The 16,786-nt window shown below is 60.2% G+C and carries 18 protein-coding genes; 17 read left to right on the top strand and 1 reads right to left on the bottom strand.

Going from position 1 to position 16,786, the window contains the following annotated elements; genetic code table 11:
• Positions 1-61 precede the first annotated feature (61 nt).
• The 4 genes from ABUA09_RS05830 (at position 62) to ABUA09_RS05815 (ending at position 1,509) form a co-directional block, all read left to right on the top strand.
• Entirely contained in the window at positions 62-247 is a 186-nt protein-coding gene (locus ABUA09_RS05830; protein WP_033116305.1) for a hypothetical protein, read from the top strand.
• A gap of 12 nt (positions 248-259) precedes the next feature.
• The gene (locus ABUA09_RS05825; RefSeq protein WP_033116304.1) at positions 260-514 is read left to right on the top strand and encodes a spore coat protein; all 255 of its coding nucleotides are present in this window, start codon (positions 260-262) and stop codon (positions 512-514) included.
• A gap of 93 nt (positions 515-607) precedes the next feature.
• Complete coding sequence (locus ABUA09_RS05820; protein ID WP_033118919.1) at positions 608-1,000, top strand: DUF4430 domain-containing protein; 393 nt, start codon at positions 608-610, stop codon at positions 998-1,000.
• 8 nt (positions 1,001-1,008) lie between these two features.
• A complete protein-coding gene (locus ABUA09_RS05815; protein ID WP_349949202.1) occupies positions 1,009-1,509 on the top strand; it encodes a hypothetical protein in 501 nt (166 codons plus the stop codon).
• A gap of 75 nt (positions 1,510-1,584) precedes the next feature.
• Here ABUA09_RS05815 and ABUA09_RS05810 read toward each other — a convergent pair whose 3' ends face one another.
• Positions 1,585-2,199, bottom strand: a complete 615-nt coding sequence (locus ABUA09_RS05810) for a superoxide dismutase (RefSeq protein WP_033118901.1) — start codon at positions 2,197-2,199, stop codon at positions 1,585-1,587.
• A 99-nt stretch (positions 2,200-2,298) separates the two neighbouring features.
• Here ABUA09_RS05810 and ABUA09_RS05805 point away from each other — a divergent pair, with 99 nt between their 5' ends.
• The 13 genes from ABUA09_RS05805 (at position 2,299) to ABUA09_RS05745 (ending at position 16,689) form a co-directional block, all read left to right on the top strand.
• The gene (locus ABUA09_RS05805) at positions 2,299-2,700 is read left to right on the top strand and encodes a Mini-ribonuclease 3 (RefSeq protein WP_033118902.1); all 402 of its coding nucleotides are present in this window, start codon (positions 2,299-2,301) and stop codon (positions 2,698-2,700) included.
• Between the two features lie 3 nt (positions 2,701-2,703).
• Entirely contained in the window at positions 2,704-4,335 is a 1,632-nt protein-coding gene (locus ABUA09_RS05800; RefSeq protein ID WP_279204513.1) for an Rqc2 family fibronectin-binding protein, read from the top strand.
• Positions 4,336-4,341: 6 nt separating this feature from the next.
• Positions 4,342-5,049, top strand: coding sequence for a response regulator transcription factor (locus tag ABUA09_RS05795; protein WP_279204514.1), 708 nt, complete (start codon positions 4,342-4,344; stop codon positions 5,047-5,049).
• Positions 5,050-5,132: 83 nt separating this feature from the next.
• On the top strand, positions 5,133-6,056 hold the full coding sequence (locus ABUA09_RS05790) for an ABC transporter ATP-binding protein (RefSeq protein WP_227151747.1): 924 nt from the start codon (positions 5,133-5,135) through the stop codon (positions 6,054-6,056).
• The gene (locus ABUA09_RS05785) at positions 6,049-6,822 is read left to right on the top strand and encodes an ABC transporter permease (protein WP_279204517.1); all 774 of its coding nucleotides are present in this window, start codon (positions 6,049-6,051) and stop codon (positions 6,820-6,822) included. Before ABUA09_RS05790 ends, ABUA09_RS05785 begins: the two co-directional genes overlap by 8 nt.
• Before the next feature lie 14 nt (positions 6,823-6,836).
• Complete coding sequence (locus tag ABUA09_RS05780) at positions 6,837-7,601, top strand: hypothetical protein (protein WP_279204519.1); 765 nt, start codon at positions 6,837-6,839, stop codon at positions 7,599-7,601.
• A gap of 144 nt (positions 7,602-7,745) precedes the next feature.
• A complete protein-coding gene (locus ABUA09_RS05775; RefSeq protein ID WP_349949211.1) occupies positions 7,746-8,522 on the top strand; it encodes a sensor histidine kinase in 777 nt (258 codons plus the stop codon).
• 257 nt (positions 8,523-8,779) lie between these two features.
• Positions 8,780-9,721 (top strand): ABC transporter permease, encoded by a 942-nt coding sequence (locus tag ABUA09_RS05770; protein WP_058117530.1) that lies wholly within the window; start codon positions 8,780-8,782, stop codon positions 9,719-9,721.
• A gap of 13 nt (positions 9,722-9,734) precedes the next feature.
• Positions 9,735-10,658, top strand: a complete 924-nt coding sequence (locus ABUA09_RS05765) for an ABC transporter permease (protein WP_075703652.1) — start codon at positions 9,735-9,737, stop codon at positions 10,656-10,658.
• A gap of 63 nt (positions 10,659-10,721) precedes the next feature.
• The gene (locus tag ABUA09_RS05760; protein WP_349949201.1) at positions 10,722-12,326 is read left to right on the top strand and encodes an ABC transporter substrate-binding protein; all 1,605 of its coding nucleotides are present in this window, start codon (positions 10,722-10,724) and stop codon (positions 12,324-12,326) included.
• 168 nt (positions 12,327-12,494) lie between these two features.
• The gene (locus tag ABUA09_RS05755; RefSeq protein WP_033118910.1) at positions 12,495-13,472 is read left to right on the top strand and encodes an ABC transporter ATP-binding protein; all 978 of its coding nucleotides are present in this window, start codon (positions 12,495-12,497) and stop codon (positions 13,470-13,472) included.
• Positions 13,469-15,064, top strand: a complete 1,596-nt coding sequence (locus ABUA09_RS05750) for an oligopeptide/dipeptide ABC transporter ATP-binding protein (RefSeq protein ID WP_279204522.1) — start codon at positions 13,469-13,471, stop codon at positions 15,062-15,064. Before ABUA09_RS05755 ends, ABUA09_RS05750 begins: the two co-directional genes overlap by 4 nt.
• Entirely contained in the window at positions 15,061-16,689 is a 1,629-nt protein-coding gene (locus tag ABUA09_RS05745; RefSeq protein ID WP_279204524.1) for a gamma-glutamyltransferase family protein, read from the top strand. The genes ABUA09_RS05750 and ABUA09_RS05745 overlap by 4 nt, the downstream gene beginning before the upstream one ends.
• The last annotated feature ends 97 nt before the right edge of the window (positions 16,690-16,786 follow it).

The raw sequence follows: 16,786 nt of genomic DNA, 5'->3' as shown, positions 1-16,786 counted from the left end.
AGCGTTCCCCGTCAAGGGACATACTGTGGATGCAATCTGATGATGAAGGAGGCATCCCAAAATGGCGAATCTCACCAGTAAAGAGCTGTCCGCTCTGGAGGACCAGCTGGGCTTTGAAAAGGTCCTGTGCTGCAAATATCAGGCTGCGGAGCAGGAGTGCACGGAGCAGGATCTGAAGACCTGCTTCCGGCAGTATGCGGAAAAGCACAAGCAGAACTATGACTGCCTGCTGACCTATCTGAACTAAGGAGGACACCCCATGAACGATCAGGAGCGCATCACCGACCTCATCCTCACGGAGAAAAAGATGACCGGAAACTATGATACCTTTGCCTCTGAGTGCGTCAACGTCAAGCTGCGGGACGACTTTCTCCGCATCCTGCATGAGGAGCACATGATCCAGAGCGACCTCTTCCAGAAAGCCCAGTCCAAGGGCTGGTATCAGGTAGAGCCCGCCGCAGCCAGCAAGGTCCAGCAGGCCGCCGCCAAGTTCCAGAATCAGAAGCCCCAGTAAAAGCCAGGGGGACCGCTGCGGCGGTCCCCTTTTTGATTGCCTGTATGGGTGAAATATGATAAACTGAGAAAAACGCGAAAAGGGGAGCCTGTATTGAAAAATAAAAAGCTGCTTTTGGGGCTGGCGGCGCTGGTCATTGCCGCCGTGGTGCTGCTGATGATCTATCGGACATTCGCCCCCAGGCCTGTGGCGGGTGAGAAAACCATCACGGTGGAGATTACCCACGGGGATCAGAGCACGAAGACCATCGTACTGCGCACTGCGGCCGAACACCTGGGAGACGCGCTACGGGAGCAGGAGGGGCTGGTATCCGGAGAGGAGGGGGCCTATGGCCTCTATATCAGGACGGTGGACGGCGAGACGGCCTCCGATGAGGACCGGACATGGTGGTGTATCACCAGAGACGGAGAGGAACTGCCCACCAGCGCGGACAGCACTGTGATCGCAGACGGGGAACAGTATGGACTCTCCCTGTTGACTTACTGATGAAGGGGATGAGTCTGAGCACCGGGAGGCTGGTGCTCTTCGCCTTGCTGGGCGCGATTCTGGTGGGGCTCCAGGTGGCGATGGCGGCGCTTCCCAATGTGGAAGCGGTGTCTCTGCTGGTCATGGTATATACAGTGGTATTCGGTGGAGCAGTGGCCTACATCCTTTGTGTCTTTGTCGTGCTGGAAATGCTGATCTGGGGGGCTGGTACCTGGGTCATCAGCTACTTATATGTGTGGGCGGTGCTGGCTGTCTTGGCCTGGGCCCTGAGAAAGATGGACTCCCGCCTGGGCTGGGCCATCCTGTCCGGCGGCTTTGGCCTGGCCTTTGGGGCGCTGTGTGCGCTGGTCTATCTGCCTGTGGGAGGGTTCCGGATGTTCGCCGTCACCTGGGTGGCAGGGATTCCCTTCGACGTGCTGCACTGTGTCAGCAATTTTGTCATCGCCTTTTTCCTGTTTGCGCCTTGTCGGAGGCTTCTGGAGCGGCTTTGGGAACAAGCGGTTCAGTGAAGTACGTCTGCGCGCGGAAAGAGACGCCATGCAAAGCGGGGGGCCGCGGGATATCCCGCGGCCCCCTTTGCTTCCTCAGCCCCTGGCGTCGTATCTATTTTGCACAAAATCCCACTTGATGAGATCGAACCAGGCATCCACATAGTCTGCCCGTCGATTCTGATAGTCTAGGTAATAGGCGTGTTCCCAGACGTCAATGCACAGGAGGGGCCACTGCCCCTGGGTGATGGGGCAGTCCTGGTTGGGGGTCTTGACAACGGAGAGCCCGCCGCCGTTGCCGCAGACGAGCCAGGCATAGCCGGAGCCGAATTGCCCCATAGCGGCCTCCTTCATACGGAGCTTCCACTCCTCATAAGAGCCGAAGGCACGGTCCATGGCCTGGGCCAGCGGACCGCAGGGGTGCCCGCCCTTACCGCCCATGCAGTCGAAATAGAGGTAGTGGTTATACACGCCGCCCCCGTTGTTGCGGATGGCGGTGCGCTTGGGCTCGGGGATTTGGTCCAGGGTCTGCAAGAGCTCCTCCAGGGACAGCCGCTGCAGCTCCGGGCAGTCGGTGAGCGCCTTGTTCAGATTGTCCACATAGGCTTGCAGGTGCTTGTCATGGTGAAAGTGGAGGGTGGTTTCGCTGATCTCGGGCGAGAGCGCGGTATAGCTGAAGGGCAGGGGGCGCAGCTCGAAAGGATAGGGCATGGTAAAGACTCCTTTTTTCAGATGATTGTGTTTTCCCTGGGTTTGCAGTATACTACCTTATATATCTACTATGATTTCTATTTTACTGGAGAAAATACCATGACAGATTATTTTCATCTGAATGCCGCACCGGATGAGATTCGGGCGATCAGCAATCTGGGCCTTGCCCATCTGGGAGACGGGGTCTACGAGCTGATGGTGCGCTCCTGGCTGTGCCTTCACGGGAAAGCCACCTCCAAAGGGCTCCACCGGGCCACGGTCCACTTTGTGGCTGCACCGGCCCAGGCCGCCATGGCGGAAAAAATCCTGCCGATCCTTACAGAGGAAGAGGCGGATGTGTTCCGTCGTGGCCGGAATACCAACCCCCACTCCATTCCCAGGGCCGCCAGCCGGGAGGAGTACCAGACCGCCACGGCGGTGGAGGCGCTGTTCGGATATCTGTATCTCCAGGGGAAGACGGAGCGCCTCAATGCCCTCTTCACCCTGATGATGGGGGAGTGACGCATGGCCCTGGACGCGATTTGCCTCACCGCCGTGGTGGAGGAACTGAGGAGGACCCTGGAGGGGGGGAAGATCGACAAGATCTACCAACCCAGCCGGGATGAGGTGGTCATGGCCATCCGGGGAGCGGGGGAGAATGTAAAGCTGCTTCTCTCCGCAAGCCCCAACGGCCCGCGGATGCACCTCACCAAAGAGGTACGGGAAAATCCCGCACAGCCCCCCATGTTTTGCATGCTGCTGCGCAAGCACCTCACCGGAGGGCGCATCCTGGCGCTGGAGCAGCCGGAGCTGGAGCGCATCGTTCTCCTGCGCCTGGAAGTGGTGGACGAGCTGGGGGACCGTGTACCCCGGACCTTGGTGCTGGAGGCCATGGGCCGCCGGGCCAATCTGATCCTGCTGGACGCAGAGGGACGGATCCTGGACTGCATCCGCCGGGTGGAGGGGGATGTCACCACCGGGCAGCGCGGCGTGATGCCGGGCCTGTTTTATCATCTGCCGGAGCCGCACCCGGGGTTGTCCCCCCTCCTGGAGCGGGAGCTGGACTTTCGCTCCGACGGGGAGAGTCGGAACGAGTCCCTGCAGGAAAAGGCGGAGCGCCTGCGGGAGGCCGTGGGGGCGGAAGGATATGTGCCTTACCTCCTGCTGCGGGACGGTAAGGGTGTGGACTTCAGCTTCCTCCCCATTTTGCAGTATGGCCCAGGTACGCAGCTGAGGCGGTACGAGACCTTCTCCCGGCTGCTGGACGACTTTTATGCCGCCCGGGGCACGGCGGAGAGGGTAGGTCAGCGGGGCCAGGAGCTGCTGAAGGCCGTGAAACGGGTCAGAGAGCGGGTGGAGCGCCGTGTAGGGCAGCAGGAGATCGAGCGGGAGGCCACTCGGGACCGGGAGCGCAAGCGGGAATTGGGAGATATCCTCACCAGTAACTTCTATGCGCTGCGAAAGGGGATGAAGTCGGCCCGCCTCACCGATTATTATGACCCGGAGGGCAGGGAGACGGAGATTCCGCTGGACCCGCTGCTGACGCCCCAGCAGAATGCGGCGAAATACTACAAAGAGTACAACAAGGCCAAAACGGCGGAAGTGGTGCTGGGAGAACAGATCGAGAAGGGGCGCCGGGAGCTGGAATATCTGGACAGCGTTCTGGAGGCCGTTGCGCTGGCGGAGGGCGAGCGGGATCTGATGGAGATCCGGCAAGAGCTCACAGACACGGGATATCTCCGCCGGAGCGCCAAGGCGGCGTCCCGTATGAAAACGGCCGCCAAGCCCATGGAGTTCCGGTCCACCGCAGGGCTTCGTATCTCCGTGGGGAAGAACAATACGCAAAACGACGCCCTTACCACCAAGCAGGCGGGGAAGGGCGATCTGTGGCTCCATACGCAAAAGATCCACGGCTCCCATGTGATTCTCTGGACCGGCGGACAGGTGCCCGACGCCAAGAGCGTGGAGGAGGCGTCTGTCCTCGCAGCTTGGTTTTCTCAGGCCAGAGAGGGGAAGAAAGTGCCGGTGGACTATACGCCGGTGAAATACGTGAAAAAACCCGCCGGGGTCAGGCCGGGAATGGTGGTATATACCACCTATCAGACCGCCTATGTGGACCCGGACGGAGAATTGGCAAAAAAGCTGCGGGTGAAATAGGGTAAAATGGATATGTATCATATTTTAGTGGTGGAGGACGACCAGGACATCAACCGCCTGCTGTGCCGTATCCTCACCGACGGGGGCTACGACGTACGCCCCGCTTTCTCCGGCAGCGAGGCCGTACTGTGGGCGGAGCAGTATGATTATGATCTGGTGCTGCTGGACCTGATGCTCCCCGGCCTTACCGGGGAGGAGTTCATCGCCCAGATGCGGAAGAAGAAGACGATGCCGATCCTGGTCCTCTCCGCCAAGGCGGGGCTGGAGGACCGGGTCAACGTGCTACGGTTGGGGGCGGACGACTTCATTCCCAAGCCTTTCGACAATGCCGAGGTACTGGCCAGGGTAGAGGCGCAGCTCCGGCGCTATAAGCAGTTCTCCGCTCCGGCGGGAAGCGGACAGGGGTTGCTGACCCACGCGGACCTGGTCCTGGACCGGGAGTCCGTCCGGGTGACGGCAGCGGGGAAGGAGGTCCCTCTCACCGCGCGGGAGTTTGATATCCTGGCGCTGCTGATGTCCCACCCCAAGAAGGTGTACACCCGGGAACAGCTCTATGAAAATGTCTGGGGCGGGGAATATTTCGGGGACGACAACACGGTGAACGTCCATATTTCCAATCTCCGCTCCAAGCTGGCGAAGGCCTCGGACCGGGAATATATCAAGACGGTCTGGGGGATCGGGTTCAAAATGAACGATCAGCAGGAAACTTTATGATTTCTTCACCTTTCATTTAGGGGGATTTGTTGACTGTCCCCTATACTGGCATCATGATCCCAAAACAGAAAGGCTGATGCCATATGTCGGAACCCATACTGGTGACCCGCGCACTGACCAAAAAGTACGGCGGCGCTGCGGCGGTGGAGGGCGTGGACCTCTATATCGAAAAAGGGCAGATCTACGGCCTGGTGGGGCGCAACGGCGCGGGCAAGACCACGATCATCCGCATGCTGACCGCCCAGACCGTGCCCACCTCCGGGGAGATCGAGCTCTTCGGAGAGACCGGTGAGAAGGGGATCTCCGCCGCCCGGGCCCGGGTCGGGGCCATGGTGGAGATCCCCAGCTTTTACCCCTATCTGACGGCGCGGGAGAACCTGGAGTATTACCGCCGCCAGAGGGGGATCCCCGGGGAGGCCTGTGTGGACCGCGCTCTGGAGCAGGTGGGCCTCCACGACGCCGGCAAAAAGAAGTTCAAGCAGTTCTCCCTGGGGATGAAGCAGCGCCTGGGGCTGGCGCTGGCCCTGATGAACCATCCGGATCTGCTGCTGCTCGACGAGCCCATCAACGGCTTGGATCCGGAGGGCATCGTGGAGTTCCGCAGCATCCTGCTGGAGCTCAACCGCCAGCGGGAGACCACCATCCTCATCTCAAGCCATATCCTCTCCGAGCTGTCCAATATCGCCACGCATTACGGCTTCCTCGACCAGGGGAGAATGTTGGAGCAGGTCTCGGCCGGACGGCTGAGCGAAAAGTGCCGGGCCTGCCTTCAGCTCACCGTCGACGACGCCTCCCGGGCCGCGCTGGTACTGGAGCAGCGGCTGGGGACCCGGGACTATGAGGTGCTGCCGGGGAATATCCTGCGGCTCTATCATTTTCTCGACTGCCCGCAGGATGTGACGGCGGCGCTGGTGGAGGCCGGCGTGGCCCTGTTCAGTGCGGAGAACAAAAACACCACCCTGGAGGACTATTTCCTGAGTCTGATCGGAGGCGTCCGCCATGGTTGATTATATTCGGGCAGAGGTCTACAAGGTCACCCACAGAAAATACCTGTGGGGGTTTCTCCTCATCGTGGGAGGGCTGGAGGCGCTGCTGGTGTGCATGTGGGCGTGGATGAACGGCGATATGACGAACATGTCCGCCTCGACTGGTTTTATCATGGTGCTGTATCTGCTGACCATGGGCTATTATGCCTCCGCCATTACCACGGATATGGTCTTTTCCGACCAGTATAAATTCAATACGCTGAAAAATGAAGTGGCATACGGCATCCCCAGGGCCCGAATTTATCTGGGCAAGCTGGCGGTGGGCTGTCTGGTCTCTCTGGCGTCTTGTGTGGTGATCCTACTCTGGTACGGTATTCTGTGCAGAGTTCTGCTGCCGGGAGACGGGGCCTGGCTGGAGGCGCTGAAGTGCGTGGGCTTTGCCCTGCTGGCGGCCCTGCCTGTGTGGCTGGGCGCCCAGGCGCTCTTTTACATGTGCTTTTTCCTCTTGAAGAGCAGTACTGCGGCCAGCCTCATCGCCGTAGGCGTGGTGGCCCTGATGGGACAGATCATCGCGCTCCTGGCCCTGGCCGTGAGCGTGCCCTCCCCGATGGCGGGGGAACTGCTGCTGCGGCTGCATGATATCCTGCTCACCACTCCGCTGGAGGGCATTATGGACCGCATCGGCGACTGGTCTGTGGTGGGCTGGGCCTGGGCTGTGGGGATCGGATGGTTCCTGGCGACCACCGCCGCGGGCGTCCTGACCTTTCGAAAAAGGGAAATCAGCTAAGGGGGTGAACCGCCGTGCTCAACTATCTCAGCGCCGAGCTCTGGCGGATGGCCCGGCGGCGGCTGGATCTGATCTGGTGCGCGGCCTACCTGCTCTTGGTGGGCGTTGTGGCCCTGTCCTGGACGGGCGCGCCCCTGCATCAGACCATGGAGGGCTTCCGCGATTTCCTGGTGATAGGGCTCTATCTCGGCTATCCCCTGGCCGCTCTGGCAGACGGGGAGGCCAGGCGCTTGGGGACGCTGCGCAATGAGGTGTCCTACGGCCTGCCCTGGGGCCGCATCTATCTGGGCAAGCTCTGCTCCGCTCTGCTGGCGGGTACTGTGCTGTTCCTACTGACAGCGGCCGTCTTTTTCGCAGTGGGATTCCCGCTCTCGGAGCACCGGCAGATCCAGCCGGACCGCCTTCTCCTTGCCTGGGCAGGGCTGCTGACGGGGACACTGTCGGCGTTTCCGCGGTATATTGGGGCGGTGGGACTTGCTCATCTTCTGTGCTTTTCCCTGCGCAGCAGCGGTCTGGGCGCGGTGGTCTATTATGGATATCTCACCTTCGGGGAGCTGTTTCTGAGTGCAGTACAAATCCACGGCCTGGGGCCTTTGGGGCTGCTGATCAACTCGGTGGCGGAGGCGGTGCGGCCCTACCTCCTCACAAGCAGCTTTTTCACTTACGGCACTGAGAATGTGCCGCCGGGGGTCCTTGAGAGCTGGATCACGGGCCTTTTGTGGCTGCTCCTCACCTCGGCTGCGGGGCTGGTCCTGTTCCGGCGGAGGGAGATCCGGTGACAAGGAGGTCCAAATATGCTCATAAGAGCCGCCCTGCTGCTTGCCGCGCTGTGCGCGGCGCTGGGCCTGCGGCTCTATACGCTGGAGTAGGACATCCGGTCCTGTGCCCGGCAGCTCCGGGAGCAGCCGGGCACGCCGGTGCGGATGGCGGCGCCCAATCGGGCCGCCGAAGAACTCCTGGCCTCTATCAACGCGCTGCTGCGGCTCCGTCAGGACGACGCGGCGGAGCACCGCAGGCAGGAGCGGGCCATCCGGCAGCAGATATCCAACATCTCTCACGACCTCCGCACGCCGCTCACCTCTATTTTGGGCTATCTCCAGCTTCTGGAGGGGGATAGCCTCACGCAGGAGGAGCGAGGGGAGTATCTGGAGATCGTCAGGGGGCGGGCCAAAAGCCTCCAGAGCCTGATCACCAGCTTCTACGAGCTCTCCCGGCTGGAGGGGGGAGAGTACCCGCTCTCCAGGGAGAAGGTGGACCTCTATCACATCCTCAGCGAGCTGGCGGCAGAGTTTTATAACGACTTCGAGGAGGCCGGGTTTGAGACCACTGTGGAGCTGGCGGAGAACCTGCCTGCCGTGATGGCAGACCCTGCGGGGGTGCTGCGGGTCTTTACCAACCTGATCCGCAACGCCCTGGAGCATGGCCAAACGCGCATGGATATCCGCCTCCGCCGGGAGGGGAGCGAGCTGCTCTCTGTCTTTGCCAACGACGCCTCCGGGCTGACGGAAGAGGATGTCCAGCACGTGTTTGACCGGTTCTTTACCGCGGACAAGATGCGCACCGGCCAGTCCACCGGCCTGGGACTGGCCATTGTGAAGGCCCTGGTGGAGCGAATGGGACACCGGGTAACGGCGGAGCTGCACGACGGCATGTTCTTTATCACGGTATACTGGAAAACAGGTGGGCAGGTTGACAAATGAAAGGAAAAAGGGGCGGCTCTTTGTTGTAAGAGCCGCCCCTTTTTGCGCTGAAAAACCAGAGGCTTTTAGGGGGACAAGAGAATATGCTGAAAATATTCCCCGATCTTTCTCACTTTTTGTCACAAACAGAAACTTTGACAACGTAGCAGATTAAAGTGTTGCAAAAGTAGAGTTGTTGATTTATGATAAGGAAAAAAATTGATTTCATAATAGACAAAACATAACCGCAGACTTTCATCACACGGGAGGCGCCGTCCATGCGAAGGTACATTGTCAAACGAATTTTATTGATGCTCCTGCTCCTGCTGGGCATGAGCTTTATCGTGTTTGCAAGCCTCTATATCGCCCCCGGTGATCCCGCCACCATGGTGGCGGGCCCCAGCGCCACGGAAGCGGACATTGAGGCGGTGCGGGCCAGCCTGGGATTGGACCGCCCTTTTTTGGTGCAGTATTTGCTCTATCTTAAAAATTTGCTCACCCTGAATCTGGGCACTTCCTACACCTCGCGGCAGCCCATTCTGGACGAGATCCTGGTCCGTCTGCCCAACACTTTGAACCTGGCCTGTGCCAGTATGATCCTGGCCGTACTGGTGGGCATCCCCTGTGGGATCCTCACGGCGCTGAAAAAGGACAAGCTGGCAGACAACATTCTGACCACAAGCTCGCTGGTCGGGATTTCCATCCCCAATTTTTTGCTGGGGACCCTGCTGATGTACGTCTTCTCCGTCAAACTGGGATGGCTTCCCACCGGCGGCATGACGCACTATTTCTGGACGGCCACCGGGTTCAAGCAGGCGATCTTGCCGGCCATCGCCCTGAGCACGGCCACCATCGCCAGCTTTACCCGCATCGGGCGCTCGGCCATGCTGGACGTGCTCCAGTCCGACTACATCCGCACCGCAAAAAGCAAGGGACTCAAGCGGAAAACCATCATTCTGGGACACGCCCTGCGCAATGCGCTCATCCCGCTGGTCACGCAGTTTGGCACTAGCTTTGGCGGCCTGCTGGGCGGCGCCATCATCACCGAACAGGTGTTCGTGATCAACGGCGTGGGCACTTATCTGATCACCGCCATCAACAACCGCAATTATCCGGTGGTGCAGAGCACAGTGCTGGTCATTGCCACCATTTTTATCCTGATCAACCTTGCGGTGGATATTCTGTACTGTGTGATTGATCCGCGCATCAGTTATGAATAAGGAGGGGAGCACGATGGATGAGAGTAACAAGCACGGCAATCCAGTCCGTGCGGCCTTTCAGAAACTGCTTCAGAATAAACTGGCCACGGTCTGCTTTGTGGTCCTGATTCTGGAGATCCTTCTGGTGGCCCTGGCCCCTTTTATCGCGCCCTATGGGTATGAAGAGCAGGACCCAGCCCATGCGCTGGCCCCGGGCTTCTGGGCCCAATGGACGGCGGTGACCGATCCTGAGGACTCGAAATACAACGCCCGGGATCAGTATGTGCCCGGCCATATACTGGGAACAGACCAGTATGGGCGGGATACGCTCTCACGCCTCCTGTACGGCGGGCGGATCTCCCTGATGGTGGGCTTTGTCTCCACCGCCATGGGGCTGGTGGCCGGCGTCATCTGCGGTCTGTTGGCGGGATACTATAAGCGGCTGGACAATCCCATCATGCGGGTCATGGATCTCCTGTTTACCTTTCCGGGCATCCTGCTGGCCATGCTGATCATCGCGATGCTTGGGGTCAATACCTTCAACGCCATGCTGGCCATCAGCATTTGGTCCATTCCCAGCTTTGCCCGGATGGTCCGCGGCAAGGTGCTCCAGGTGAAGGAAGAGGACTATATTATGGCCACCCGCTCCTTGGGCGCACAGGACTCCCGCATCATTTTTGTGCACATCTTGAAAAATTGCCTGCCTGTGATCATCGTCATCGCCACGATGCGCATGGCCACGTCCATCATCTCCATATCCACGCTGAGCTATTTGGGCATGGGTGTGACGCCGCCCATGCCGGAGTGGGGAGGGATGATCGCCATTGGCAAGCAGTACCTGTGGGACCGGCCCAGTCTCATTTTCATCCCCGGCATCGCAGTCATGATCACCGTCATCTGCTTCAATATTTTGGGGGATAAGCTACGGGACATCCTCGACCCCAGCCTGCGGGATTAAGGGGTGCCTGTCGGCCTACAAGCCGGCGTGTCAATATAATCCATATGAAAAGGAGAGAATACCATGAAAACTTGGAAGGAACTCGTCAGCCTTACTGCGGCCTGTGCTCTGGGCCTCAGCCTGCTGGCCGGGTGCAGCGGCACCACCACGCCCAGCGGCACGACACCCGGCGCCAGTGCCAGCACCGAGGGAGACGCAGGCGAGGGAAAGATGTTCAACATCGTCCTCACCGCACCCTTTACCGGCTTTGACCCCCTGCGCACAAACGACAGTGCCTCCACCTATGTCAACGCTCAGATCTATGAGACCCTGTACCGCATCAACCCGGAGACCGGTGCGTATGATTCCCTGCTGGCGGTCAGCGAACCGGAATATTCTGAAGATGGTCTGACCGTGACCATCAAGCTGCGGGAAGGGGTCACCTTCCAGGATGGGACGCCGTTCAATTCCGAGGCCGTCAAATACACCTTCGAGCTGATCCAGGATCCGGACTTCGGCTCCGCCCGGGCCTCCATCGCCGGTTCTATCGAGTCCATGGAGTGTCCTGACGAGAATACCATCGTATTCCACCTGCTGTATGAGGACGGCGTGTTCCAGGCCAAGCTGGCCCATACCAATTCCGCCATCGTTTCTCCCACCGCCCAGCAGAATCAGGACCTGATGACCCAGCCCTGCGGCACCGGCCCCTACTCCTTTGTCAGCTCCGTCTCCGGCTCCAATGTGGTCCTGACCCGAAACGATAACTATTGGGGCGAGGCGCCTGCCATCAAGGATGTCACCATGACCATCATCAGCGATGAGTCCACCGCCGTGTCCCGCATGGAGACCGGAGAGGCCGACTTCATGCCCAAGATCAGTGTGGAGCAGCTCTCCCGGGTGGAGAACAACGCCGGACTGACCGTCACCACCTCCGAGGCCGCCCAGATCTACTATCTGGGCATGCGGGCCACCTCCTCCGTCAATCCCGTCATGGCCGAGAAGGACTTCCGTACCGCTCTGGCAATGGGTATCGATAAGGAGGGCTATGTGGAATATATGATGCAGGGCTATGCCGAGGTGGCAAACTCTGTGATCGGGCCCAAGATTTTCGGCTATGCGGAAGAGGCGGAGAACCATAACATCGCGTATGATCCCGAGGGGGCCAAGGCCATCTTGGACGCCCATCCCGGCTGGGCCGATGAGGAGATCCTGTTCCTGGTGCCCAGCACCCCGGTCTATTCCAGAATGGGCGAGTATTTCCAGTCTAGCCTGACGCAGGCGGGCTTCAACAACATCAAGATTGAGACCATGGACTGGTCCGCCTGGCTGACGGAGAGCAAGGTGGACGGACGTTATGACATCACCCTGGCCGCCTGGTCCAATGTGACCCGCGACGGCTCCGAGCTCATGGAGCCCAACTTCCACTCCGTGAACGGTCAGCAGCGCGTCCGCCTCCTGCCGGAGGACGCGGCCCTGGTGGACGGCTATATCGACGCCAGCAAGACCACCTCTAACGCGGAAGTCCGTACGGAGAACCTTCTGAACTGCAACGCCGTACTGATGGACGAGGCCTATGTGCAGCCCATCTACAACTCCACCAATCTCTTCTGCTACAGCAATTCGTACACCGGCATCACGCTGGATGCCGGCGGCACCTTCTATATCCTCGATTTCGATTACGCGGGCTGAGAAAACAGCGAAGCAAGCGCGCTGACGCCGGCGCCGGAGCGGGTGCGTCCCGTTCCGGCGCCCCGGTGCCATCGGCTCATGGCGTAAGTTCTGCCCCCCAACAGGCAGGGGGGCGGACCTTAAACTATGAGCAGAATATCCGCCACCTCAAAGGGAGGCCATGATTCCATGGGAAAAAAAGTGCTTGAAGTAAAAGATCTGGTCACAACCTTCCGAATCGGCAAAAAAGAATATGAGGTCCTGCGGGGCGTCTCTTTTGATATCGAGGAGAACGAAACGCTGTGCATGGTGGGCGAGTCCGGCTGTGGCAAGAGCGTCACCACGCTGTCCATTATGGACCTTCTTCCCAACAATGGCCGGGTGGTGTCCGGGAGCATCAAGCTCAACGGACAGGAGCTCACCACGCTCTCGCCCAAGGAGCGCAATGCCCTCAGGGGGAAGCAGATGGGGATGATCTTCCAGGAGCCCATGACTGCCCTCAATCCGCTGCTGACCATTGGCCGTCAGATGACGGAGGGGCTGCGGCTGCACCTGGGTATGAGCAGGGAGGAGGCCTATGAGACCGCCGTCTCCTATCTGGAGAAGGTGGGGATCGCGAACCCCGGGGATCGGATGAAGCAGTACCCGTTTCAGCTCTCCGGCGGCCTCCGGCAGCGGGTGATGATCGCCATGGTGATGGCTGCCCAGCCCAGTCTGCTCATCGCCGACGAGCCCACCACCGCTCTGGATGTGACCATCCAGAAGCAGGTGCTGGTCCTGCTCAACCGGCTGAAAAAGGATGTGAGCACGGGGATACTCTTTATTACCCATGACCTGGGGGTCGTGGCGGAGATCGCGGACCGGGTGATCATCCTGTACTCCGGACGCAAGGTCGAAGAGGGGAGCATTGAGGCGATCTTTTCCAGGCCGCTGCACCCTTATACCGTGGGCCTTATGAAAGCCGTGCCGAACGTGGATGTGGACGACTTCGACATCCAGCCGATCCCCGGGACGTTTCCCAACATTACCGAGGAAATCGGCGGATGCAGGTTCCATCCCCGCTGCCCCTATGCCACGGACCGCTGCCGCACGGAGGTCCCGGCGGAGATGGAGATTGCGCCCGGCCACTTCGTCTGCTGCCATAAGGTAGAGGAGGAGCACAGATGAGCCAAAAGAAAAAGGTGCTTCTGGAACTCAAGAAGCTGAAAAAGTATTTCCCTGTCCGCCGGGGAGTCCAGATCAAAGCCCTGGAGGATGTGTCCTTTTCCATTTATGAGGGGGAGAAATTCGGTGTGGTGGGCGAGTCCGGCTGCGGCAAGTCTACCTTGGGCCGTGTGATTCTCCAGCTCTATCCCCAGACCAGCGGAGCCTGTATCTACTACGGTCGTACGCGGGATGAGATGTGTCCCAGATATCTCGCCAAGGAGGTGGCCAAGCTCCCGGAGTATCAGAAAAAGGCCACGGAGTTTTATCAGAAGTCCCTGGAAGTGGAGCGGAAGGCGGTGCCTCTCCGGCAGACGATAGAGGCCCTCTCTGCGCACGGCACCAGTAGGGAGACCAAGCGGGAGGCTGCGCTCCAGAAGCGGCTGAGCGAGTTGGAATTCAGGGCCAAGGAGCTGCGCAAAGACGCCTCCCGGCAGTTGCGGGAGGGCTCCCGCACCGTGGGCTCCCTGATCCTGTGCAAAGAGCTGCCCGCCATACAGGCGCTTTTTGACAAGGCACAGAAGGAGACGGCCGCCGCCGCGGCCGCCACCCGGAAATATCGGGAGCTGGAGAAGCAGTTCGAGCAGGCCCGGGTGGAGGGAACGCCCGACAAGGGCCTGCAGGAAAAGATGGAGAAGGCCGAACGGGAGATCGCCGGGCATGTGGAGGCCTCCCACAATTATCGGCTTCAGGCATTCCAGGAATACAGGGGCCGGGATATCCTGCCCATCACGGAGCGGACGCAGGACCCAGAGTATCAGGCCAAGCTGGACCGCAATTATGAGACGGGCATCAATTTGGGCAAGCTGACTCGGAGCGAGATGCGGGAGATGCGGCGGGAGATGCAGATGATCTTCCAGGACCCGGCCGCCAGTCTGGACCCCCGGCAGTCTGTGGGAAAATCCATCGAAGAGGTCTACGTCATCAACACCGATTATCCGGCCCCTGTGCGCAGGGAGAAGACCATGGAGCTGCTGGAGCGGGTGGGTCTCAAGAGGGAGCACTATTATTCCTATCCCCACGCCCTCTCGGGCGGTCAAAAGCAGCGGGTAGGCATCGCAAGGGCCATCGCGCTGGACACCAGGTTTGTCGTGCTGGATGAGTCTGTCTCGGCCTTGGACGTATCCGTGCAGGCCCAGATCCTGCAGCTTTTGAATGAACTCAGCAGGGAGAAGCATCTTACTTATTTCTTCATTACCCATGACCTAGGCGTGGTCAAACACTTCTGCGACCGTATCCTGGTCATGTATTTGGGAAATGTCTGTGAGTTGGCGGAGAGCAGCGTACTCTTCCATAAACCGCTGCACCCCTATACGGAGTCGCTGCTGGCCGCCGTGCCGCGGCTGAAGGTAGGGCAGGAACACTCCACCGAGTTTGTGCTGGAGGGGGACGTCCCCAGCGCCATGACGCCTCCCAAGGGCTGTCCGTTCCACACCCGCTGCTCCAAGTGCATGGAGATCTGCACCAGGGAAAAGCCGCCTGTGGTGGAGCAGGAGCCCGGCCATTTTGTGGCCTGCCATCTCTATGAAAAAAAGAAGGAGGAGACAGAGGCATGAAGGCTCTCTTTGATCCGGCATATCAGCGATATCCCTCCCAACGCTACCCCATCTATGCCCGTGGGGGAATGGTAAACGCATCCTCGCCCCAGGCCGCCGCCGCCGGACTGGAGATCTTGCGGCGCGGCGGCAATGCGATGGACGCGGCGGTGGCCGCCGCCGCCGCCCTTACAGTGGTGGAGCCCACTGCAAACGGCATCGGGTCCGATGCCTTCGCCTTGGTATGGGTGGAGAGGGAGCAGAAGCTCTATGGGCTCAATTCCAGCGGTCCCGCTCCTATGGAGGCGTCTATCCGGCGCGTGCTGGACGATCACAACGACGAGGATGGGAAAATGCCCACCTATGGCTGGACCCCCGTCACGGTATCCGGCGCGCCCATGGCCTGGGCGGAGCTGGCGGGGCGGTTTGGCCGCCTGCCCCTTTCCCAGAGCCTGGCCCCTGCCGTGGTCTATGCCAGGGAGGGCTATCCCTGTGCGCCCAATCTCGCCCTCATGTGGAGGCGGGCTTTTGAAAAGTACAGGGAGACCTGCACCGGTGAAGTCTTTGACGAGTGGTACAGCACCTTCGCGCCGGAGGGGCGGCCCTATGAGGCGGGAGAGATCATACGGCTCCCCCATCATGCCGACACCCTGGAGGCCATCGGGGAGACCAATGCCGCCGCTTTCTACACCGGAGAGCTGGCCCGGAAGATCGACGCGGACAGCCGGAAGTTCGGCGGATATCTCCGGTATGAGGACTTGGCGGCCTACAAGGCCCAGTGGGTGGAGCCGATCTCCGTGGACTACCGGGGCTATCAGGTCTGCGAGATCCCGCCCAACGGCCAGGGCATTGCGGCTCTCATGGCCCTCAACATCCTCAAGGAGTTTGCCTTCCCCGAGAAGGACTGTGCGGAGACCTATCACCGGCAGCTGGAGGCCATGAAGATGGCCTTTGCCGACGCCTTCCACTACGTCACCGACCCCAGGTTCATGAAGCTGGACTACCACCAACTGTTGGAGCCGGACTATGGGGCCCGAAGGGCGGCAGAGATGGGGGAGACGGCCCGGATCTACTCTCATGCGGTCCCGCCCAAGAGCGGCACCGTCTACCTCTGCTGCGCCGACGGAGAGGGAAATATGGTCTCCTTTATCCAGTCCAACTACATGGGGTTCGGCTCCGGCGTGGTGGTTCGGGGAACCGGCATCTCGCTCCAGAATCGCGGCCACGATTTCTCCCTAAGCCCGGAGGACATCAATGCACTGGCGCCCGGCAAACGGAGCTATCACACCATTATTCCCGGGTTCCTGATGCGCTCCGGTACGCCCGTGGGTCCCTTTGGCGTGATGGGCGGCTATATGCAGCCCCAGGGACATCTTCAGGTCGTCATGAACTATGTGGATTTTCACTTGGATCCCCAGCAGGCGCTGGACGCGCCGCGGTGGCAGTGGATGCGCGACAATTCCGTTACGGTGGAGACCCGCTTCGATATGGAACTGGCCCGCCAGCTCCAGAGGAGGGGCCACAACATCCAGACGGAGCTCTCCACGCCCAGCTTCGGTCGGGGAGAGATGATCGTCAGGCTGGACAACGGCACTTTGGTCGGAGGGACAGAATCCCGCACCGACAGCAATATTGCCTGTTTCTGAACACAGGGTAGTCAAGAGCCGTTTGGTTTTTTGACAGCATGAGGGCCGGCCCCGGCGGTGATCGTCGGGGCCGGCCCAATTTTTCAAACAGCAAATT

The organism is Intestinimonas sp. RTP31139st1_F5_RTP31139_211217 (genome assembly GCF_040226735.1).
Classification (GTDB): Bacteria; Bacillota; Clostridia; order Oscillospirales; family Oscillospiraceae; genus Intestinimonas; species Intestinimonas butyriciproducens.
The sequence above is the reverse complement of the archived record's forward strand: the minus strand, read 5'-3'. Positions and strand labels throughout refer to the sequence as shown.